The organism is Rhizobium skierniewicense Ch11 (assembly GCF_023757665.1).
GTDB classification, from domain to species: domain Bacteria; phylum Pseudomonadota; class Alphaproteobacteria; order Rhizobiales; family Rhizobiaceae; genus Agrobacterium; species Agrobacterium skierniewicense.
The window spans coordinates 15,895-36,765 of sequence record NZ_RXPG01000024.1 but is presented as its reverse complement, the minus strand read 5'-3'; the positions used below and the strand labels follow the sequence as shown (position 1 = coordinate 36,765).

At 56.5% G+C, this 20,871-nt stretch carries 18 protein-coding genes and 1 pseudogene; 8 read left to right on the top strand and 11 right to left on the bottom strand.

The genetic code is table 11. The features are described 5' to 3' along the window. Both EKM04_RS16510 and EKM04_RS16505 read right to left on the bottom strand, forming a co-directional pair. Positions 1-88, bottom strand: a pseudogene (locus EKM04_RS16510) (IS5 family transposase); the annotation flags it as partial. A gap of 120 nt (positions 89-208) precedes the next feature. After that, positions 209-1,270 carry a LacI family transcriptional regulator gene (locus tag EKM04_RS16505; RefSeq protein ID WP_183897340.1) on the bottom strand — a complete coding sequence of 354 codons (1,062 nt, stop codon included), beginning with the start codon at positions 1,268-1,270 and terminating at the stop codon, positions 209-211. Between the two features lie 481 nt (positions 1,271-1,751). Here EKM04_RS16505 and EKM04_RS16500 point away from each other — a divergent pair, with 481 nt between their 5' ends. From EKM04_RS16500 to EKM04_RS16490, 3 genes are all read left to right on the top strand, one after another. Next, positions 1,752-4,223 carry a beta-mannosidase gene (locus tag EKM04_RS16500; protein WP_183897341.1) on the top strand — a complete coding sequence of 824 codons (2,472 nt, stop codon included), beginning with the start codon at positions 1,752-1,754 and terminating at the stop codon, positions 4,221-4,223. 86 nt (positions 4,224-4,309) lie between these two features. Continuing rightward, positions 4,310-5,344 carry an L-glyceraldehyde 3-phosphate reductase gene (gene mgrA, locus EKM04_RS16495; protein ID WP_174152897.1) on the top strand — a complete coding sequence of 345 codons (1,035 nt, stop codon included), beginning with the start codon at positions 4,310-4,312 and terminating at the stop codon, positions 5,342-5,344. Positions 5,345-5,518: 174 nt separating this feature from the next. Next, entirely contained in the window at positions 5,519-5,842 is a 324-nt protein-coding gene (locus EKM04_RS16490) for an RcnB family protein (protein ID WP_174152898.1), read from the top strand. Between the two features lie 107 nt (positions 5,843-5,949). Here EKM04_RS16490 and EKM04_RS16485 read toward each other — a convergent pair whose 3' ends face one another. Both EKM04_RS16485 and znuA read right to left on the bottom strand, forming a co-directional pair. Then, positions 5,950-7,155, bottom strand: a complete 1,206-nt coding sequence (locus EKM04_RS16485; RefSeq protein ID WP_183897342.1) for a GTP-binding protein — start codon at positions 7,153-7,155, stop codon at positions 5,950-5,952. 85 nt (positions 7,156-7,240) lie between these two features. Next, positions 7,241-8,245 (bottom strand): zinc ABC transporter substrate-binding protein ZnuA, encoded by a 1,005-nt coding sequence (gene znuA / locus EKM04_RS16480; protein ID WP_183897343.1) that lies wholly within the window; start codon positions 8,243-8,245, stop codon positions 7,241-7,243. A gap of 103 nt (positions 8,246-8,348) precedes the next feature. Here znuA and znuC point away from each other — a divergent pair, with 103 nt between their 5' ends. The 3 genes from znuC to EKM04_RS16465 are packed head-to-tail and all read left to right on the top strand — an operon-like array spanning position 8,349 to position 10,403. Further along, entirely contained in the window at positions 8,349-9,191 is an 843-nt protein-coding gene (znuC, locus tag EKM04_RS16475; protein WP_183897344.1) for a zinc ABC transporter ATP-binding protein ZnuC, read from the top strand. Further along, positions 9,184-10,002: a zinc ABC transporter permease subunit ZnuB gene (znuB, locus tag EKM04_RS16470; protein WP_174152902.1), complete on the top strand. Its 819-nt coding sequence runs from the start codon at positions 9,184-9,186 to the stop codon at positions 10,000-10,002. The genes znuC and znuB overlap by 8 nt, the downstream gene beginning before the upstream one ends. Then, a complete protein-coding gene (locus tag EKM04_RS16465) occupies positions 9,999-10,403 on the top strand; it encodes a Fur family transcriptional regulator (RefSeq protein ID WP_174152903.1) in 405 nt (134 codons plus the stop codon). The genes znuB and EKM04_RS16465 overlap by 4 nt, the downstream gene beginning before the upstream one ends. 7 nt (positions 10,404-10,410) lie before the next feature. On the opposite strand, the gene EKM04_RS16460 is transcribed toward EKM04_RS16465, so the two are convergent. Both EKM04_RS16460 and EKM04_RS16455 read right to left on the bottom strand, forming a co-directional pair. Then, entirely contained in the window at positions 10,411-10,938 is a 528-nt protein-coding gene (locus EKM04_RS16460) for a gamma carbonic anhydrase family protein (RefSeq protein ID WP_174152904.1), read from the bottom strand. Between the two features lie 13 nt (positions 10,939-10,951). Next, positions 10,952-11,641: a fumarylacetoacetate hydrolase family protein gene (locus tag EKM04_RS16455; RefSeq protein ID WP_183897345.1), complete on the bottom strand. Its 690-nt coding sequence runs from the start codon at positions 11,639-11,641 to the stop codon at positions 10,952-10,954. A gap of 138 nt (positions 11,642-11,779) precedes the next feature. On the opposite strand from EKM04_RS16455, the gene dusA reads away from it, so the two are divergent. Next, positions 11,780-12,793: a tRNA dihydrouridine(20/20a) synthase DusA gene (gene dusA, locus EKM04_RS16450; protein WP_183897346.1), complete on the top strand. Its 1,014-nt coding sequence runs from the start codon at positions 11,780-11,782 to the stop codon at positions 12,791-12,793. Between the two features lie 18 nt (positions 12,794-12,811). Here the strand turns inward: dusA and EKM04_RS16445 are convergent, their stop codons facing one another. Continuing rightward, positions 12,812-13,612 (bottom strand): DUF72 domain-containing protein, encoded by an 801-nt coding sequence (locus EKM04_RS16445; RefSeq protein ID WP_183897347.1) that lies wholly within the window; start codon positions 13,610-13,612, stop codon positions 12,812-12,814. A 22-nt stretch (positions 13,613-13,634) separates the two neighbouring features. Beyond that, entirely contained in the window at positions 13,635-16,556 is a 2,922-nt protein-coding gene (uvrA, locus tag EKM04_RS16440; protein WP_174152908.1) for an excinuclease ABC subunit UvrA, read from the bottom strand. 290 nt (positions 16,557-16,846) lie between these two features. Between uvrA and EKM04_RS16435 the strand changes: the two genes are divergently transcribed. Then, a complete protein-coding gene (locus EKM04_RS16435) occupies positions 16,847-17,368 on the top strand; it encodes a single-stranded DNA-binding protein (RefSeq protein ID WP_174152909.1) in 522 nt (173 codons plus the stop codon). A gap of 359 nt (positions 17,369-17,727) precedes the next feature. Here the strand turns inward: EKM04_RS16435 and EKM04_RS16430 are convergent, their stop codons facing one another. The 3 genes from EKM04_RS16430 to EKM04_RS16420 form a co-directional block, all read right to left on the bottom strand. Beyond that, positions 17,728-18,750 (bottom strand): LLM class flavin-dependent oxidoreductase, encoded by a 1,023-nt coding sequence (locus EKM04_RS16430; RefSeq protein ID WP_183897348.1) that lies wholly within the window; start codon positions 18,748-18,750, stop codon positions 17,728-17,730. 89 nt (positions 18,751-18,839) lie between these two features. Then, positions 18,840-19,928 (bottom strand): quaternary amine ABC transporter ATP-binding protein, encoded by a 1,089-nt coding sequence (locus EKM04_RS16425; protein ID WP_183897349.1) that lies wholly within the window; start codon positions 19,926-19,928, stop codon positions 18,840-18,842. After that, on the bottom strand, positions 19,921-20,808 hold the full coding sequence (locus EKM04_RS16420; RefSeq protein ID WP_183897350.1) for an ABC transporter permease: 888 nt from the start codon (positions 20,806-20,808) through the stop codon (positions 19,921-19,923). The genes EKM04_RS16425 and EKM04_RS16420 overlap by 8 nt, the downstream gene beginning before the upstream one ends. Between the last annotated feature and the right edge of the window lie 63 nt (positions 20,809-20,871).

Sequence of the window (20,871 nt, the reverse complement as noted above, 5' to 3'; positions counted from 1 at the left end):
TACGCGGGCCGCGCTTGCCTTGGCGACCACCGGGAACGAACGATTTCAGCCGATCCCACTGATCGTCGCGCAAAACCTTGCCATCCATCACCGACCTCCAAAAGTCAGTGTTGAATCTGATTCAACGACAAAACGGAATCCCATTCCCTTAAATTGTCACTACAGCCTAACGTATCAATCGAAAGGCCCGGATCGCTCCGGGCCTTTTTCATGCGCCGAATTTGGGCGCTCGGCTGGACCAGACGGGCTGACTGAGGCTTTGGAGCCCTTGGACCGGTTTGCCATCGATCCGGGCCAGCAAAGCCCTGGCCAGTTCCCGACCCGCCAGCTTGATATCCTCGTTGACCGTGTGGATTTCGGGACGAAGCCAGTTCAGAAAATCGGCAGATTGTTTGGACACGACGTCGATATCTCTTCCAACCTTTTTGCCCGCCTCTTCGACGCCAGCGATGAAGGCGATGGTGGACGTGCCGCTGATCGATACCAAACCGTCGGGACAATCCGGTGTGCTCATCAGCGCCTCGCTTAACGCTTTGACCTGATCGAGCGGCGTGTCGTTGCTGATGATGTCGTTCAGCGGAAATTCCAAGAGGCCGAAATCGTGCAGGCCCCGCTCAAAGCCACGCCGCGCGAAATCATAATAGGAAAACTGCTTTGGAGGCAGCAAAACGGCAATGTGCTTTCGTCCACATTGCGACAGCCGCTTCATTGCCTCGTAGACATAAGCCTCGTTATCGAAATCATGATAGGGATGATCGATCCCCATATTGGTGCGGCCATGGGCTGCGAAGGGCATGTTGCGTTCCGTCATGAAGCGGACGCGTGCATCGTCCGGCTGCATCTTCGAGATGATGACGCCATCGGCAGAGCCCGTGTCCAGAATATACTGGATTGGGACCATAGGGTCCTTCGCATGCGTATGCGGTGTGACCACCAAGTGATACTGCGTGTTTGCCAGCACCTCGGTGATGCCGAACACCAGTTGGGTGGTGAAGCCCATCAACTCTTCGTCCACACTCAGAACCAGTGCGATGACATTTGTCTTGCCTGTGCGCAAACGAACGCCTGCACGGTTCGGCTGGTAGCCGATCTGCCGCGCCACCTGACGAACACGCTCCTTGGTTTCCGCCCCGATATCAGGTGCATCTTTCAGCGCACGAGACACCGTCGTGATGCCGAGGCCGGTCATATAGGCTATGGTCTTGAGAGTGGGGCGCTCATAACCCGCCAGTGCCTGGACGTTCGTCTCGGGTTCTATGCTGTCATCCATGTGGCCACTCACTATCAGTTCTACGTGATATGGTAGAGCGCTTTTCGATTGTTGCAAAGCAGATAGCCGCATTGCAGAGGAAATGACGAAAACACGTCTGTAACGATACAGTCAGTTTGGCTGTTCGATGGCGAAATAAGCGTTCTGGAAATGGTGCAACTTTTCTAAAAAAGCAAACTGCGAGGGCTCGAATGAAGCGTATTTTTAACATTAAAAAAGTCACTTAAATATATGATTTAAGTATTTAAATTTTATATTAATATACATTTCTCTCTCCTGTCTGCGTAGTCGATGCATCTCCAGATTTAGAATTTGCAATCCCTCGTGACCGCCGGAAAATTTTCCGGTAACGTTGCCGGCGGAGAAAGAGGTTTCGTTTCGTTGAAATCTGGAGGTCGCCCAATCGTGCGCTGGAAAGCCGTCAGGGCCTTTGCAGCGTTTCCGCGATCCTCAATCAAGTCTTTCAAGACGGCATGACAATATGGCAGGGCAGGACATGACATCATCTTACGCAAACGACGTCTCGGTCGACCTTTCCGGGCAGTGGAAACTTTCATGTGCCGAGGGTGAGCATGATGCCCCCATCACAGTTCCCGGGGACGTGCACAGTGCCTTGCGTCAGGCAACGATAATTCCGGACCCATATTTCGGGCGTAACGAAATCGACGTGCAGTGGGTGGCTGATCTTGACTGGATGATCGAGCGCAGCTTTCATGTCGATGATCCGGAAGCAAACTGGTATCTGGACATCGACTATCTCGATACGGTCGCAGTGGTCTTCGTGAACGACGTTCCCGTGCTGTCAGCCGACAACTGCTTCCGCCGCTACCGGCCGGATGTGTCCAGCGCGCTGGTGCCGGGCGAAAACAGAATTCGCATCCATTTTCATTCCAGCATCAAGGCCGGTGCGGAGCGGCAGGAGGCGCAGCCATTCTACGTCCCGTATCACCCTGGCAACTCGCCGATCCCGAACGGCAACATGCTGAGAAAGCCGCAATGCCATTTTGGCTGGGATTGGAACATCGCGCTGGCGCCATTGGGCCTGTATGGTGACATTGCGTTGCGGCGGCTGGATGCGGCGCGGATCGAGAGCGTCCACACATCACAGCGCCATGTCGAGGATGGGGTGGAGCTTCATGTCGGAGTGATGCTTCATGCTGCGCAGGCGGTGAGCGTGCCGATCCACCTTTCGCTTGGCGAGGAGAGGCTGCGGTTGGACTGCGGCGTCAATGCAGGCGATACGGTGCTGAGGCATGTCTTCTTTGTCGAGACGCCGAAATTGTGGTGGCCGGCGGGCAGTGGCGAGCAGGCGCTCTACACGCTGACAGTGGAGCTTCCAGATGAATCCGTGACGCGGCAGATCGGTTTTCGAACCATCGAGCTTCTGACGGATAAGGACGAGGCGGGTAGCCGCTTTGCGTTTCGCGTCAACGGACGGGAGATTTTCTGCCGTGGTGCCAACTGGATCCCGGCTGATGCGCTTCATTCCTTGAGCAGCCGCGAAAAGACCGAAGACTTGCTGTTGTCGGCGGTTCAAGCGAACATGAATATGATCCGCGTCTGGGGCGGCGGCTTCTACGAGCAGGACTGGTTCTACGATCTTTGCGACAGGCTGGGTTTGATGGTGTGGCAGGACTTCATGTTTGCCTGCAACCTTTATCCCTGCACCGATGACTTCCTGGATAATGTCGAGCATGAAGTCAGCTACCAGGTAAAGCGACTGTCCTCGCATCCGTCCATCGCGCTGTGGTGCGGCGATAACGAACTGGTCGGCGCACTAACGTGGTTCGACGAATCGCGAGACAATCGCGACCGGTATCTGGTCGCCTATGACCGGCTGAACCGGACGATCGAGAAGGCGCTGAAAAAAGCCGCTCCATCTGCGCTGTGGTGGCCGTCCAGCCCGGCGTCCGGTTATCTTGATTATGGCGACGCATGGCACGCAGACGGCTCGGGCGATATGCACTACTGGTCCGTCTGGCACGAAAACAAATCCTTCGACAACTACCGTGCCGTCATGCCGCGCTTCTGCTCGGAGTTCGGTTTCCAGTCCTACACATCCATGCCGGTGATCAAGACCTATGCGGATGGGAAGGACATGAACATCTCTTCGCCAGTGATCGAGCTTCACCAGAAGAATGCGGGCGGCAACGAGCGGATTGCGGGGACCATGTTCCGCTATTTCCGCTTTCCCAAAGATTTCGAAAATTTCGTCTATATCAGTCAGGTGCAGCAGGCGCTCGCCATCAAGACGGCGGTGGACTATTGGCGCTCCCTGAAACCGCATTGCATGGGCACGCTGTACTGGCAGCTGAACGACACATGGCCGGTGGCCTCGTGGTCGAGCCTTGACTACGGCGGAAGCTGGAAAGCGCTGCACTATGCCGCCCGTCGCTTTTTCCAACCGGTCAGCGTGTCCGCCATTCCATCGGAAGATGGCAAGACAGTGCGTTTCTCGACGGTCAACGACACGGCGGAAGAGGTGGAGATCGACATGAATATCTTCGCGCTCTCAACCGATGGATCCCGCACGCCGTTGAAATCCGCGCGCGGTACCTGCGGGCCGGATGCTGCCGCGACCATGACGGAAATAGACATAGCGCAGCTTGCGGACGGTGCCTTGCTTTCTTGGAATTTCATCGCATCCAACGGGATGACCGGCGAGGGGCACCACGTTGCACAAACCTACAAGGCGCTGGAACTGCAACCTTCGGGTCTCAAACACCACGTCAAACCACTGGATGACGGGACGTTCGAAGTGGAAGTCTCGCCATCGGGGCTTGCTCTCTTCGTGATGATCGAAGCCGATATTGCCGGACGCTACTCCGACAATCTGTTCGATCTGGCTGCGGGCGAGACACGCCGTATCGTCTTTGCCCCCAAGAGCGGCGAACAGACACCGCACCCGTCTTTCAAGATTTTCGATCTGTATTCATCGCAATCACAAGGTTGAAACGACATCAGGAGTCTTTAACATCACCTACCCATCACGCCTGCCTATTCTTCAGCAGGCAATAGCATTTTCAAGGAGGAGCATCCATGGCCTGGCAACCGGCTGAAAACCGTTACGCGTCCATGAAATATAATCATTGCGGTACATCGGGGCTGAAGCTTCCGGCGATCTCGCTCGGTCTGTGGCACAATTTCGGTAACGATTTTTCGCACAAGACCAAGCAGGACATTTGCCGCAAGGCGTTCGATCTCGGTATCACCCACTTCGATCTCGCCAACAATTACGGTCCACCTCCCGGCAGTGCCGAAACGGCATTCGGTGAAATTCTGCGCAATGATTTCGCGGGGTATCGTGACGAGTTGGTGATCTCGTCCAAGGCGGGTTACAACATGTGGCCGGGCCCGTATGGAGAGTGGGGTAGCCGCAAATATCTCATCTCCTCCTGCGACCAGAGCCTGAAGCGCATGGGGCTGGACTATGTCGATATCTTCTATTCGCACCGCTTCGATCCGGATACGCCGTTGGAGGAAACCTGTGGCGCGCTGGACCACATCGTGCGGTCGGGCAGGGCGCTTTATGTCGGGATTTCCTCCTACAATTCACAACGCACCCGCGAAGCAGCAGCCATTCTGAAAGAGTTGGGAACGCCCTGCATCATCCACCAGCCCAGCTACTCGATGATCAATCGCTGGATCGAAGAGGATGGCCTCGTCGATACGCTTGAGGAACTCGGCATCGGATCGATCGTGTTCTCGCCACTGGCGCAAGGCATGTTGACCACCAAATATCTCGGTGGTGTGCCGGATGCCAGCCGTGCCAGCCAGGGCAAGTCTCTCAACCCGGCCTTCCTCAACGAGCGCAATATCGAAAACATTCGTGGGCTTAACGCGATTGCCGAACGTCGTGGCCAGACACTGGCGCAGATGGCCATCGCCTGGGTCCTGCGCGGCGGGCACATCACGACAGCACTGATCGGCGCCAGCCGCCCCGAGCAGGTCGAAGACTGCGTCAAAGCCCTCGACAAACCGGATTTCACCGCCGAAGAGCTTTCAGAAATCGATCGCTTTGCCAAAGATGCGGACATCAATCTTTGGGCAAAGTCCGCCGAGTTGAAGTCGTAAATGAAGGCCGTCCCGGATTTTTCGGGACGGCTTTTCTTCGTACACGGTTTGACTTAAACTTTAAGTGCTCATTCTAAGCCTCAAGAACCATTACGAAATTGTAATTATCGGTTCAGTTTCCGTTCATTGGTGTGACGATAGTGTCTGGTCATCACTTCTCGAAAGGAAATACCGATGAAAAAGTTTCTGTCTGTTCTTCTGGCGGCCACCGTTCTTGCCGCGCCCTTGGCGCAGGCTCAAAGCCGTCATGATGACCGCCCCGGCCACAGAATGGAGCGCTCGGTGACCACCAAGAAGGTGATCATCAAGAAGCACCGTTGGGATCGTGGCCAACGTCTATCTGCGTCGGAACGTCGCCACATGGTCGATCGCCGCGATTATCGCCGCTACAATCTGAGAGAGCCGCGTCGGGGTGAGCGCTGGGTGCGTGTCGACAACCAATACCTGCTGATCAACGCCGTGAATGGTCTTATCATCGGCCTCTCCAGCAGCCGTTAAGTCGGATGTCGATTTTTCCTGCGGCCATGGAGTGTCTCCATGGCCGCAGTCATTTTCATAGACAAGCGCGTCGGTGACGGCATCGCAACGAAAACTGGATTGTCGTTTCATGCCGCCTGCCTGCTCCAGTCCGGAAACGGGTCGGCCAGGTTCCGCCAGGCGGTGGGTGTAAACAGCTCGGCATCGATCAGGCAGGCATCCAGCTCCTCACGAAGCGCCGCCTCGCTCATCGGGTCTGCACCGATGAAAACGATTTCCTGCCGTCTGTCTCCCCAGACACCATCCATGTAGGGTGCGAGCATGCGCTGGAAGCCCGGTTCTTCTGGCCAGTGTGTTTTCGGAACCGATGACCACCAAAGGCCCATCTTTCCGGTTTTCACCATCGCGCCAGCCTGACTGATTTCTCCGACATGGTCAGGACGTGTGGCGAGCCAGAAAAAGCCCTTTGCACGAATGACGCCAGGCCAGTCCTTATTGATAAAAGCGTGGAAACGAGCGGGATCGAACGGACGTCTGGCGCGGTAGACGAATGAGCGGATGCCATATTCTTCTGTCTCTGGAATGTGCCCCTTGAAACCGTGCAACTCCTTGAACCAGAGTGGATGTGTCTCCGCCTCGGCAAGATTGAACAGGCCAGTTCCGAGAACATTTTTTAGCTCGACCTGTCCGAAGTCTGCCTCGATCAGTTTTGCATCGGGATTGAGGCCAACGATAATCTTGCGGGCAGCGTCTCTCTGAGCCTCTGTGGCAGACGAAACCTTGTTCAGAATAACCACATTGGCAAATTCGATCTGTTCGACCAGCAGATCCACCAGCGTTCGATCATCACCGTCGCCAGCCGTTTCACCGCGATCTGCCAGGAAATCCGACGAGCCATAATCCTTCAGCAGATTGGCGCAATCGACGACCGTCACCATCGTATCCAGTTGCGCGACATCGGCAAGGCTGTGACCGCGCTCATCGCGAAAATCGAATGTTGCTGCAACGGGCAGGGGCTCCGCGATCCCTGTGGATTCGATCAGCAGATAGTCGAAGCGATCCTGTTCAGCCAGTTGCCGAACCTCGTCCAGTAGGTCATCGCGCAACGTGCAACAGATGCAGCCATTGGTCATTTCCACCAACTGCTCCTGCGTCCGCGAGAGATTGGCCCCTCCATCCCTGATCAGGGAAGCATCGATATTCACCTCGCTCATGTCGTTGACGATCACGGCAACGCGGAGCCCCTCGCGATTGCCCAGGATGTGATTGAGGAGAGTGGTTTTTCCCGCACCGAGAAACCCGGAGAGAACGGTGACCGGCAGTTTCCGCATCATGGTGAAACTCCAATTGTTATAATATTACATTGAGGATTAAAATGAAAGGTGGCACGCGCCACCTTTCATCCTGCTATGAGTTTGATCAGGACAAGCAAGCTTTCAGCGATGTGGCGATGCCACGCATGAGCTTGAAGTAGAGATCAGGGCCAGCCTCCAGCGTTGCCGCTTCCGGATCAAGCGTACCCGACTTGGCATTGGTACCCTCGATGACGACATTCACCAATTTGGGTTCGAACTGGGGTTCGGCAAAGACGCAGGTCGCGTTCAACTCTTGCACCTTGGCGTGAATTTGCTTGATGCGGTCTGCGCCAGGAATGCTTTCAGGGCTGACGGTGATCGAGCCGACCGTTTTCACACCGTAACGGTGTTCAAAATACTGGTAGGCATCATGGAAGACAATAAAGGGCTTGTCTTTGATGGGAGCCACGGTTTCTGTGATCTCCTTGTCGAGAGCATCAAGATTGTCCACAAGCTTCTTCGCGTTGTCCTGATAAGCCTTGGCATTGGCAGGATCGGCGGTCATCAGTGTTTTTTCGATCTCGACGGCCATGGCCTTGGCATTGGCAGGGTCTAGCCACAGGTGCATGTCGTATTCACCCTCATCGTGATCATGTGCATGTTCGTGTTCGTGTTCGTGTTCGTGTTTGTGCTCGCCCTCGTGGCTATGATCGTCTCCCGCTTTTTCCGTGTGATCATGACCTTCATGTTCGTCGTGAGCATGTGCTTCGAATGGACCGCCCTCACGGAAAGACAGTTTTTCCATGCCTTTGGCGTCGTCGAGTTCGACGACTGTCGCCTTGCCCGCCAATGAATGGAGCGGCTTTTCCAGAAACTTTTCCAGCCCATCGCCGACCCAAAACACCACGTCAGCATTTTCGATGGCCCGCGCGTTCGAAGGCTTGAGGCTATAGGTATGCGGAGACGCACCGCCATCAACGATCAGTTCCGGTTCTGCCACGCCTTGCATGATGGCTGCGACCAGAGAATGGATAGGCTTGATCGACACCACGACATTGGGTGCTGCCATGGCATTGGTCGATGCGATCATGGCGGCAGAGGCGAGAAGAAGCGTGACGATTGTTTTCATGCAGTATGCTCCACTTGTATGGAATTGTTATGTTATTACATATGTTGCGTAACGCTATAACGTATGCGATAGCGGTAGGCAACACCGACAATCGGAAAAACACATGCTTCATTCTCCGGCAAAAAATGACGGAAAACTGGTCTCTCTTTCCAATGCTGGCATTCAACGCAGCGGCCGCTGGCTGGTGCGCGGCGTGGATTTTTCCGTTGGCCGTGGCGAGATCGTGACCCTCATCGGTCCGAATGGATCCGGAAAATCCACCAGCGCAAAAATGGCGACGGGCGTCCTGAAACCGGACGAGGGGAATGTCTCACGAACCGCCGGACTGCGCGTGGGCTACGTGCCGCAAAAACTCTCCGTAGACTGGACGATGCCACTGACGGTTCGCAGGTTGATGACACTGACGGGGCAGTTGCCCGCGCGGGAGATTGATGCAGCGCTAAACGCCACCGGTATCTCGCATCTTGCCAAGGCGGAGGTGCAACATCTGTCGGGCGGCGAGTTTCAGCGCGCTTTGCTGGCACGCGCCATCGCCCGTAAACCGGATCTGCTGGTTCTGGACGAGCCGGTGCAGGGCGTCGATTTTTCCGGCGAAATCGCCCTTTACGATCTCATCAAGAATATTCGCAACGCCACCGGCTGCGGCATTTTGCTGATCTCGCACGACCTCCACGTGGTGATGGCAGAAACTGATACGGTCATCTGCCTCAACGGCCATGTCTGCTGCCGTGGCACACCACAAATGGTCAGCCAGAGCCCTGAATATATGAGGCTGTTCGGGGGGGCAGCGGGCCGAGGGCTTGCCGTGTACACCCACGACCACGATCATACGCATCTGCCGGATGGCCGTGTGCGACATGCGGATGGTACGATAACTGACCATTGCCACCCTGATGATGGTCACCATCACGAGCATGATCACGCCCATGGAGCCAAGCATGTTTGACGATTTCTTCGTTCGGGCCATGGTTGCCGGTATCGGCGTTGCCTTGATGGCAGGGCCGTTGGGCTGTTTCGTCGTCTGGCGGCGCATGGCTTATTTCGGGGATACCATGGCGCATTCCGCTCTGTTGGGCGTGGCGCTGTCTTTGTTGTTTCAACTGAACCTGATCGTCAGCGTCTTCATCGTGGCTTCGCTTGTTTCGCTGTTGCTGCTGTTTCTGCAGCGCCGCCAGGCTTTGTCGTCGGACGCGCTGCTTGGCATTCTCTCGCATTCGGCTCTGGCCTTCGGCCTCGTTATCGTCGCCTTCATGACCTGGGTACGCATCGACCTCGTCGCCTTCCTGTTTGGCGACATTCTGGCCGTGACCGTGTCCGATATCTATCTCATCTGGGGTGGCGGCGTTGTGGTGCTCCTGGCGATTGCTTATCTCTGGAAACCGCTGCTCGCATCGACCGTCAATGCCGAGTTGGCGGAAGCCGAAGGCATGCGGCCTGAACGATCCAAGTTGCTGTTTATGCTGCTGATGGCGCTCGTCATCGCCATTGCCATGAAGATCGTTGGCATCATGCTGATTACCTCGCTGTTGATCATCCCGGCAGCAACCGCGCGCCGGTTTGCGTCGACGCCGGAAATCATGGCAGTTCTGGCGTCGCTCATCGGCGCCATTGCCGTTTTTGGCGGGTTGATGGGCTCGCTCCAGTACGACACGCCATCCGGCCCCTCGATCGTCGTTGCCGCCGTTATGCTTTTCATCTTGAGTCTTCTGCCGGCACCGGAACTGATGCGCAAGGCAGAGCAAGGAGACCGTTCATGACCACGCAAAATCTCACCCGCAACCAGAGCCTCGTTTACGATGCACTGACCCGCTCTCAAGCGCCCCTGAGCGCCTACGTCATTCTAGACAAGCTGCGGGACGCCGGTTTCCGCGCTCCCTTACAAGTCTATAGGGCGCTGGAAAAACTGATCGAGTTCGGTCTTGTGCATCGACTGGAGAGCCTGAATGCCTTCGTGGCGTGCTCCCATACCAAGTCGGATTGCTGCACCCATCACCACGGCACTGTGGCTTTTGCAATCTGCAACGCATGTGGACAAGTCACGGAATTCCACGATCACGACGTCGATCATCGCCTCGGCGACTGGGCAAAGAAACGTCAATTCAAGGCAGAAAAAACCACGATAGAAATTCGCGGCCTTTGTGAGGCCTGCGCCGCTTGACTGCCGGTCAGAGCGGCTGCAATTCCCTGGCGAAACGTTGCCAGTTTCTGACATAGTTTTCCGCCGATTTCGTGAGCGATGCGACTGCGGTGTCGTCCAATGTGCGGATGGCGCGGGCCGGGGAGCCGACGATGAGCGAATTGTCGGGAAACGCCTTTCCCTCCGTCACCAGCGCGTTGGCACCGATGAGACAGTTTTTGCCGATCTTTGCGCCATTCAGAACAGTCGCACCCATGCCGACCAGCGAGTTGTCGCCGATCGTGCAGCCATGGATGATGGCGTGGTGTCCGATCGTGCAATCTTCGCCAATCGTTGCGGGAAAGCCCGGATCGGCGTGAACCATGACGCCTTCTTGTATGTTGGTGCCGCGCCCGATCGTGATCGGTTCGTTATCGCCGCGCAATGTCGCACCGAACCAAATGCCGACATCGTCGCCTAGAAGCACTGACCCGATGACATTGGCGTCGGGCGCCACCCAGTAACGCTCCGGCGCAGGGGTTTGCGGGACGCGTTCTCCAAGACGGTAAAGAGGCATATACACTCCAAGTTTAGGTGATGTTGACGGAGAGGGTCGCGACACCATCCACACCGCAATCGATACGGTCACCCGATACGATCGGCCCGACACCTGCCGGTGTGCCGGTCATGATGACATCGCCTGCCGCCAGCGTGAACAGCCTGGAAAGCTCTGCGATGATTTCCGCCGTCTTCCAGATCATCTGATCGAGATCACCCGTCTGCTTGCGCTTACCATTGACGTCTAGCCAGATCGCACCGCTTGCCGGGTGGCCAATCCTGGCCGCGGGGACGAGCGGCGAGACAGGCGCGGAATATTCGAACGCCTTAGCGCTTTCCCAGGATCGACCCATTTTCTTCAAGGCATCCTGCATGTCACGGCGCGTCATATCGATACCGACGGCGTAACCCCAGACATGATCCAGCGCATCTTCGACAGAAATGTCGGAGCCGCCACTTTTCAGGACAACGACGCACTCGACCTCGTAGTGGACATTCGAAGAGAGCGAGGGAAAAGGAAAATCCCTGCCTGCGGGCAGCAGGTTGTCTGCATTTTTCTGAAAGAAGAACGGCGGCTCACGCGAGGGATCATGACCCATTTCGATGGCGTGGTCGGCGTAGTTGCGCCCGACGCAGTAGACCCTGCGAACCGGAAATGTTTCATCGGTGCCTTCAACCGGCAACAGAACGGTTGGGGGAACGGGAATAACGGTCGCGGACATGGATCTTGGCTCCTCATTTCAGGTCCTGTTTGTCCCGCGATTCTACCGGGATTTCCAGTTTAAAATCCGCCTTGGCAGAAAACTGGCTTTATGGAGCGCATTGCGGTAGAAGCCCCGCAGAACAAGGTTTGGTAACGTATGTATCAAAAAGCTCTCGCAACCGGCAGCAAGATTTTCGCCGTCGCCCCCATGATCGACTGGACGGACACGCGGTGTCGCTTTCTTCATCGGCAGCTGTCCAGCCATGCCTTGCTTTATACGGAGATGATCGTGGCCGATGCGATCATTCACGGGCAGCGTGAAAAGTTGTTGGGCTATCACCCGCAGGAACACCCCGTTGCCCTCCAGCTTGGTGGCTCCGATCCATCCAAGCTTTCGGAAGCGGTGAAGATTGCCAGCGATTATGGGTATGACGAGATCAACCTGAATGTCGGCTGCCCTTCCGACCGGGTTCAGTCCGGTACATTCGGTGCCTGCCTGATGCGTGAGCCGGAAACGGTTGCCCGTTGCGTGGCGGCGATGAAAGCTGTCGCCACCGTGCCTGTCACCGTCAAATGTCGCATAGGTGTGGATGACCAGGAGCCGGAAACGGTGTTGCCGGACTTCATTTCTCAGGTTGTCGCTGACGGTGCGGATGCTGTCTGGATTCATGCACGCAAGGCCTGGCTTCAGGGCCTGTCTCCGAAGGAAAACCGCGATGTTCCGCCGCTCGACTATGCGCTAGTCTATCGCATGAAAGAGGAAAATCCCGAGGTCTTTATCGGCATCAACGGTGGCATCACCGATCTCGACCAGGCCGAGGATCATCTCAAGCATATGGACGGCGTCATGTTAGGCCGCGCTGCCTATCACAACACCTCCATCCTGGGCGACGTCGATCACCGCATCTATGGGGAACCGGAAACCGCGCCAGATTGGATCAATCTGCGTGATACGATGATGGATTATGCCGCAGACTATATCGCCAAGGGCGGTCGACTGAACCACGTTACACGGCATATGGTCGGCCTGTTTCAGGGCCTGCCCGGTGCACGACGGTTCCGCCAGATATTGTCCAGCGATGCGACCAAACCAGGCGCTGGGCCTGACGTCATCTCTGCAGCATTTTCGGCGGTCAATTTCGACACGGGCTGCGAGACCATCGCGGTGTAAAGCACTTTGTGAATGGCTTTACAGCAGCGTCTGCAAGAGTTGTGCGCCGTTGGGCGCTTTGACTTTGCCACCCGTTATGAAAAAAGCGAAGACATCACGTGTCTTTTTATCCGTCTTGCGATCGGGAGCAATCAAGGGCAGATCGTCCGGGACGCCTCCCTGCGCATAGTCTTTAAGGCGATTGGCCCACGCCTTCACGTCCGTTTCAGGATAGCAGGTCTCGATATCGTCTTCGCCCTTCTGCAGGCGACAATACACAAAGTCCGCCGTCACATCCGGCAGCATCGGGTACTCGTGATGATCTGCGCAGACGACGGCAACCCCATGCTTTGCCAGCAGGTCAATGAACTCCCGCACCTGGAAACTCGGATTGCGGACCTCGACAACATGCTGAAGCGTGAGACCGTCCTGTTTTTCTGGCAGAAGTGCCAGAAAGGCAGCGAAATCATCTGGCTCGAACTTTTTTGTCGGAGCGAACTGCCAGAGGATGGGGCCAAGGTGGTCGCCAAGCTCTGTTAATCCCTGCGTGATAAACTTGGCGATGGATTCCCCGGCTTCGGCCAGCACCTTGCGATTGGTGACAAAGCGGCTCGCTTTGAGCGAAAAGATAAAGCCCTCGGGAACCTCGGATGCCCATTTGGCAAAGGTTTCCGGTTTCTGGCTGCCGTAATAGGTGCCGTTGACTTCAATCGCTCTCAACTGTCGGCTGGCATGCTCGAGCTGGCGTCTTTTGACAAGCTTGTCGGGATAAAAGGTGCCTTCCCATGGCTCGAAGGTCCAGCCGCCGATGCCTGTGCGGATCGTGCCTGTCTTGCTCATCGCCGTCTCCCCCGTGCCTCGGTTACTCTGCCGCTTGTATCTTCTTCTCGGGACGACGCTCCAGCAACTCCTTCAGGAAATGGCCGGTGTAGGAGCGCTTCTCCTTGACGATCTGCTCCGGTGTTCCGGTTGCGACGATCTCGCCACCACCCGTACCGCCTTCAGGGCCGATATCGATGACCCAATCCGCTGTCTTGATGACCTCAAGATTATGTTCGATGACGACGACGGAATTTCCCTGATCTACCAGCTCGTGCAGCATTTCCAAAAGCTTGTTGACGTCGTGGAAATGCAAGCCGGTTGTCGGCTCATCGAGAATGTAGAGGGTGCGTCCTGTCGAGCGTTTTGACAATTCCTTGGCCAGTTTCACGCGCTGCGCTTCACCACCTGAGAGCGTATTGGCCTGCTGGCCGACCTTGATGTAGCCAAGGCCGACATCGAACAGCGATTGCAACTTGTCGCGCACCGCCGGAACCGCGGAAAAGAACTCGACACCTTCTTCGACCGTCATATCGAGGACATCGGCGATCGACTTGCTCTTGAAGGTCACATCCAGCGTTTCGCGGTTGTAGCGCTTGCCGTGGCAGACATCGCACGTCACGTACACGTCGGGCAGGAAGTGCATCTCGATCTTGATGACGCCATCGCCCTGACAGGCTTCACAACGACCGCCCTTGACGTTGAACGAAAAGCGACCGGGTGCATAACCACGGGCCTTTGCTTCCGGTAAGCCTGAAAACCAATCACGGATGGGTGTGAACGCACCCGTATAGGTCGCAGGGTTGGAGCGAGGTGTACGCCCGATCGGCGACTGGTCGATGTCGATGACCTTATCGATGAACTCGAAGCCATCGATACGGTCGTGGTCAGCCGGAATTTCACGGGCACCCATGACGCGACGCGCCGCCGACTTGTACAATGTTTCGATCAGGAAGGTCGACTTGCCTCCGCCGGAGACGCCAGTGACGGCCGTGAAGACACCGAGCGGAACCGACGCGGTAACATTTTTGAGGTTGTTGCCGCGGGCGCCGACGACCTTGATCTCTTTTCCTTTTTTCGGCTTGCGCCTTTCTGCGGGAATAGCCACGCCAAGAGCACCGGACAGATATTTACCCGTGAGCGATTTCGGGTTGTCCATGACCTGCTGCGGTGTTCCCTCCGCAATCACCTCGCCACCGTGAATGCCGGCGGCGGGACCGATATCCACCACATAGTCGGCCGTCATGATGGCATCTTCGTCATGCTCGACAACGATCACGGTGTTGCCGATATCGCGCAAGTGCTTCAGCGTATCCAGGAGACGAGCGTTGTCACGCTGATGCAGGCCAATCGATGGCTCATCCAGAACATAGAGAACACCGGTCAGGCCCGAGCCGATCTGTGATGCCAGGCGGATGCGCTGGCTCTCGCCACCGGAAAGCGTCCCCGAGTTGCGCGACAGGCTAAGATAGTCCAATCCGACATCGTTGAGAAATCTGAGGCGCTCGCGGATCTCCTTGAGGATACGGACAGCAATTTCGTTCTGCTTTGCATTGAGCGATTCCGGCAGACCGTCGAACCAGTCGCGCGCGACCTTGATCGACATCTCTGTGACCTGGCCGATGTGTTTTTTGTTGATCTTCACCGCCAGCGCTTCGGGCTTCAGGCGATAACCTGCGCAGGCGGGGCAGGGCGCTGCAGACATGTAGCGCTCGATTTCCTCACGTGCCCAGGCGCTGTCTGTTTCCTTCCAGCGACGTTCCAGATTGGGAACGATGCCTTCGAAATTTTTCACCGTCTTGTAGGAGCGTGCACCGTCCTCGTACTGGAACTCGATCTTATCGTCGGTGCCCTGCAGAATCGCTTTCTTTGCAGCGTCGGAGAGTTCGTTCCAGCGGCTGGACAGCTTGAAGCCAAAGGCTTTGCCGAGCGCTTCCAGCGTCTGGTTATAGTATGGTGATGATGACTTGGCCCACGGCGCCACAGCGCCATCCTTCAACGTGCGAGCAGGTTCCGGCACGATCAGCGCCGTGTCCACCTTTTGCTGGGAGCCCAGGCCATCGCAAGTCGGGCAGGCACCGAAGGGGTTGTTGAAGGAGAACAGGCGTGGCTCGATCTCGGAGATTGTGAAACCCGACACGGGGCAGGCGAATTTTTCCGAAAACAGAACCCGCTCGTGTGTTTCATTGAGCGACTTGTTCGCTGAACCACCGGCGGATGTTTCTTCCGGCGGCAGGGGTTTGTCGGCAAATTCGGCGACTGCCAAGCCGTCCGCAAGCTTCAAACACGTCTCAAGACTATCCGCCAGGCGCGCGGCCATGTCCGGACGCACCACGGCACGATCCACGACCACGTCGATGTCGTGTTTGTATTTTTTGTCCAATGCGGGAACATCGGCAATTTCATAGAACTGACCGTCGACCTTGACGCGCTGGAAGCCTTTTTTCATAAGCTCGGCGAGCTCTTTCTTATATTCGCCCTTTCGTCCTCGGATCATCGGCGCGAGAATGTAAAGCCGTGTTCCTTCTTCAAACGCGAGGATGCGGTCCACCATCTGGCTGATCGTCTGGCTTTCAATCGGCAAGCCGGTCGCTGGCGAGTAGGGGACGCCCACCCGCGCAAACAGCAGACGCATGTAGTCGTAGATTTCCGTCACGGTCCCAACCGTCGAGCGCGGGTTGCGCGAGGTCGTCTTCTGTTCGATGGAGATGGCGGGAGACAAACCCTCGATCTGGTCCACATCCGGCTTTTGCATCATTTCCAGAAACTGGCGAGCATAGGCCGACAGGCTCTCGACGTAGCGCCGCTGCCCTTCCGCATAAATCGTATCGAAGGCGAGCGAAGATTTGCCAGAGCCCGACAGGCCGGTCATCACGATCAGCTTGTTGCGCGGCAGGTCCAGGTCGATGCCCTTGAGGTTATGCTCGCGGGCGCCACGGATCGAAATCGTCTTTAATTCACTCATGAGAAGGCTCGGGGTACTCGTTGGGAGGCGTCAGTTCTTATGTAATGACGGTGAACGGCATGTCGAGATATATTAAACTTTTCGTATAGGCTTTTCAGTCCACTTGACTCAGTTGTTCAGTCTTAATAGAACAAAATAAGAACGATTGGCAAGCGTGCGCAGTTGACATAACATTCCTTGTGGATTGTCGTTCCATCCGGTGCCCATGGTGCTGAACGATGGTCTATGGTGATCGCAGATTTTGAACAGGATAGATGCTGGCCATGATGGTTGGCAGACAGGGTGAGAAGATGGCTGGCAGCGTAAACAAGGTAATTTTGCTCGGAAACGTCGGCGCTGATCCGGAAATTCGCCGCACGCAAGATGGTCGTCCTATCGCAAACCTTCGTATCGCGACATCTGAAAGCTGGCGCGACCGCACCTCCGGAGAGCGAAAAGAAAAGACGGAATGGCACTCTGTGGTGGTCTTCAATGAAGGTCTTTGCAAGGTTATTGAGCAGTACGTAAAGAAGGGCGCCAAGCTCTATATCGAAGGCGCGCTTCAGACCCGGAAATGGCAGGACCAAACGGGCAATGATCGTTACTCCACGGAAATCGTACTCCAGGGCTTCAATTCCACCCTGACCATGCTGGACGGTCGCGGAGAAGGTGGCGGCGGCGGAAGCCGTGGCGGAGACGATTACGGGAGCGGCGGCGGAAACTATGGCGGTGGCAATGACCAGCCATCATCCTCTTCTCGCGGTGGCGCATCGCGCGGCGGCCAGCCAGCTGGCAACTTCAACAATGATATGGACGATGATATTCCGTTCTGATCCTGACACGACAGTTGTATTTCAAATGAGCGCGTCGGGTATCACCCGATGTGCTCGTCTCCAAGATGACTATGTACACTTGGGCGTGCTTGATACCGCGCTGGGCAAGCTGGTTGACAACGCGTAGGACTATCGTGGAGGGGACTGGCCGATCGGGTGGTGATTGCTCTCATCCGCGGTCTCTTTTGGGCCCACGATCGACGGTCCGCTCGCTCGACCGGTTGCGGGTGTTCACCATGGAACGATCGCGGTCACTTCCAACGCCAGACGCTGGAACTGACGAAGGGACGGGTTCTGGATATCTCCAAATAAACCGGCGCTGGTCCACAGCATTCAGAGATGCCATGGACCCTGTAGCATCAACGCCAGCCCAGTTCTGGTGCGACGTGTTTCAGGATGGAATCTAGAACGTGGACGTTGTACTCGACGCCAAGCTGGTTCGGGATCGTCAACAACAGGGTATCGGCCTCCGCCACGGCTTCATCCTTTGCCAGTTCCTTGATCAGCGTCTCCGGCTCTGCGGCATATGAGCGTCCGAAAACAGCACGGGTGTTTGCATCGAGATAACCGATGCTATCGCTTTCCTTGCCGCTGCCACCGAAATAGGCGCGGTCGCGATCATCGACCAGCGCAAAAATGCTGCGGCTGACGGACACACGCGGTGTGCGGGTATGGCCCGCTTCCTTCCATGCGGCGCGATAGGCGCGGATCTGCGCTGCCTGCTGGACGTGAAACGGTTCTCCGGTCTCGTCGTCCTTCAGCGTCGAACTCTGCAAGTTCATGCCGAGCTTTGCCGCCCAGACGGCGGTGGCATTGGAGCCAGCTCCCCACCAGATGCGGTCACGCAACCCTTCCGAATGCGGTTCCAGACGAAGCAGTCCGGGTGGGTTGGCAAACATCGGGCGGGGATTGGGCTCGGCGAAACCCTCTCCCTTCAGTACCTCCAGAAACACTTCCGTGCTGTTGCGGCCCATGTCGGCATCGCTTGTGCCGTCTGTCGGCTGATAGCCGAAGTAGCGCCAGCCTTCGATCACCTGTTCGGGCGAGCCACGGCTGAGGCCAAGTTGCAGCCGACCATCGGAGATCAGGTCAGCTGAACCTGCATCTTCCGCCATGTAGAGCGGGTTTTCATAGCGCATATCGATGACGCCTGTGCCGATCTCGATTTTGCTCGTTCTGGCACCGACGGCTGCAAGCAACGGAAACGGCGACGCCAGTTGCCGGGCGAAGTGGTGCACACGGAAGTATGCGCCGTCGACACCGATCTCTTCTGCGGCGACCGCAAGCTCTATCGATTGTTGAAGGACGTCCTTGGCGGTGCGTGCCTGTGAATGTGGCCCCGGACCCCAATGTCCAAAAGACAGAAAACCGATCTTCTTCATGATAATCTACCTGAATCTGCATATGTTTCGTTGCCAAACATATAGGGTGCTATTCAGGGAATGTGCGGCCAAATTTGTGAACAGTCTGTTCAGGCCTTCGCCCGAGCAAGATTTTCCACACCGCCGATAGTGCTCTCCGCCGCGGCCACATCGACGATTGCACTGGCAAGTTGCCGCAAGCTGACAGTCCCCACCGCCTTGCCCGATGGGGCGCAAACTGTTGCTGTTTCATCGCCGCTGCGCGCAAGCATTCGCATCGTGTCCTCGATGCTGCTGCCGACGACAACTTGCGGACCGACGGCCGGCATGCCCGGCGCAACCGGAGACATCACGGCCTCGACATTGATGACCCGGCCCCTATTCACCTCCTTGACGAAGTTGGCGATGTAAGCGTCGGCTGGACGCAGCACGATGTCCTGACTGGTGCCCTGCTGGATGACTTCGCCGTCCCGCAAGATCGCGATCTGGTCACCCAGACGAAGCGCCTCGTCCAGATCATGGGTGATGAAGACGATAGTTTTCCGGATTTCCTTTTGAATATCGAGAAGCACGGATTGCATGTCGGTGCGGATCAGGGGGTCGAGCGCGGAATAGGCTTCATCCATCAAAAGAACCGGCGCATCGTTGGACAGGGCTCGCGCCAGCCCCACGCGCTGCTGCATGCCACCGGACAACTGGTTGGGAAAGCGCGTCTCGAAGCCTTTCAGGCCGACGCGCTCCAGCCAGCGCATGGCAATATCGACGCTTTTCGCCCGCGCCATGCCCTGCACTTCAAGACCATACAGTGTGTTGTCGAGAACATTGCGATGCGGCAGAAGGGCGAATTTCTGAAAAACCATGGCCGTCTGGTGACGGCGAAAGGCGCGCAGTTCCGCCGCATTCATCTTCACGACATCAACGCCATCGACCAGCACCTCGCCAGCCGTCGGGTCTATCAGCCGGTTGATGTGGCGGATCAACGTTGACTTGCCGGAGCCGGAAAGGCCCATGATGACCTGAATGCAGCCCGAGGGAATATCGATGTTGATATCTCGAAGGCCGAGAACATGACCGTGCTTCTCGTTAAGTTCGGTTTTTGTCAGCCCATTGCGAACGGCGTCGATATAAGCGTGCGGTTTCGCGCCAAAAATCTTGTAGAGGTTGCTGATCTTTATGCCGCCAAATGCAGATTCAGCCATGGGCAATCTCCTGATGTTTCTGGAGCCTTTTGCCATAGGCCTGACTGATGCGATCAAAGATGATGGCGATGCCGACAATGGCCATGCCATTGAAGATGCCGAGCGTGAAATACTGGTTGGCGATGGCTTTGAGGACCGGCTGTCCCAGCCCCTGTACGCCGATCATCGAGGCGATGACGACCATCGCAAGCGCCATCATGATGGTCTGGTTAATGCCTGCCATGATGGTGGGCAGCGCCAGCGGCAATTGCACCTTGAAGAGCTTTTGCCAGCCCGACGAGCCGAAGGCGTCTGCGGCTTCCAGCACATCCCGGTCCACCAGCCGGATACCGAGATTGGTGAGGCGTATCATCGGCGGAATGGCATAGATGACGACGGCGATCAGGCCGGGCACACGGCCGATGCCCAGCAGCATGACGACGGGAATGAGGTAGACGAAGCTCGGCATGGTCTGCATCACATCAAGGATCGGATTGACCACGCGCTGGACGCGGTTGGAATGCGACATGGCAATACCGAGCGGCAGCCCGATGGCGATGGACAGGACGGTACAGACGAAGATCATCGAGATCGTCCGCATCGTATCCGTCCACATATCGAAATAGCCAATGGCCAGAAGCGTGAAGAGACAGCCCAGCACGATCTTCACGCTGCGACTGCCAGCCCAGGCTATGCCCAAAATTAGCAGAATAATGATCGGCCAAGGCGTCTGCGTCATGAAACGCTCGGCCCAGATCAGGAATTGCTGGAGCGGCGAGAAGAAGCCCTCGATGCTTGCGCCCCAGGCGCGGGTGAATTCACGAAAGCCGTCATCAATCATCTTTTTCAGAGCACGAAGCGTGTCGTCGTTCATGCTCGGAAACTTGTAAAACCAGTCCATGCGCTTCCCCTGTGATCACGGCGACATGCGATTGGTGTTTGCCAATCGCATGTCTGGTTGCGT

Coding starts and splice junctions, on each gene's coding strand:
- EKM04_RS16505 (WP_183897340.1), bottom strand. CDS start 1,270: ATGGATGACAGCATAGAACCCGAGACGAACGTCCAGGCACTGGCGGGT.
- EKM04_RS16500 (WP_183897341.1), top strand. CDS start 1,752: ATGGCAGGGCAGGACATGACATCATCTTACGCAAACGACGTCTCGGTC.
- mgrA (WP_174152897.1), top strand. CDS start 4,310: ATGGCCTGGCAACCGGCTGAAAACCGTTACGCGTCCATGAAATATAAT.
- EKM04_RS16490 (WP_174152898.1), top strand. CDS start 5,519: ATGAAAAAGTTTCTGTCTGTTCTTCTGGCGGCCACCGTTCTTGCCGCG.
- EKM04_RS16485 (WP_183897342.1), bottom strand. CDS start 7,155: ATGATGCGGAAACTGCCGGTCACCGTTCTCTCCGGGTTTCTCGGTGCG.
- znuA (WP_183897343.1), bottom strand. CDS start 8,245: ATGAAAACAATCGTCACGCTTCTTCTCGCCTCTGCCGCCATGATCGCA.
- znuC (WP_183897344.1), top strand. CDS start 8,349: ATGCTTCATTCTCCGGCAAAAAATGACGGAAAACTGGTCTCTCTTTCC.
- znuB (WP_174152902.1), top strand. CDS start 9,184: ATGTTTGACGATTTCTTCGTTCGGGCCATGGTTGCCGGTATCGGCGTT.
- EKM04_RS16465 (WP_174152903.1), top strand. CDS start 9,999: ATGACCACGCAAAATCTCACCCGCAACCAGAGCCTCGTTTACGATGCA.
- EKM04_RS16460 (WP_174152904.1), bottom strand. CDS start 10,938: ATGCCTCTTTACCGTCTTGGAGAACGCGTCCCGCAAACCCCTGCGCCG.
- EKM04_RS16455 (WP_183897345.1), bottom strand. CDS start 11,641: ATGTCCGCGACCGTTATTCCCGTTCCCCCAACCGTTCTGTTGCCGGTT.
- dusA (WP_183897346.1), top strand. CDS start 11,780: ATGTATCAAAAAGCTCTCGCAACCGGCAGCAAGATTTTCGCCGTCGCC.
- EKM04_RS16445 (WP_183897347.1), bottom strand. CDS start 13,612: ATGAGCAAGACAGGCACGATCCGCACAGGCATCGGCGGCTGGACCTTC.
- uvrA (WP_174152908.1), bottom strand. CDS start 16,556: ATGAGTGAATTAAAGACGATTTCGATCCGTGGCGCCCGCGAGCATAAC.
- EKM04_RS16435 (WP_174152909.1), top strand. CDS start 16,847: ATGGCTGGCAGCGTAAACAAGGTAATTTTGCTCGGAAACGTCGGCGCT.
- EKM04_RS16430 (WP_183897348.1), bottom strand. CDS start 18,750: ATGAAGAAGATCGGTTTTCTGTCTTTTGGACATTGGGGTCCGGGGCCA.
- EKM04_RS16425 (WP_183897349.1), bottom strand. CDS start 19,928: ATGGCTGAATCTGCATTTGGCGGCATAAAGATCAGCAACCTCTACAAG.
- EKM04_RS16420 (WP_183897350.1), bottom strand. CDS start 20,808: ATGGACTGGTTTTACAAGTTTCCGAGCATGAACGACGACACGCTTCGT.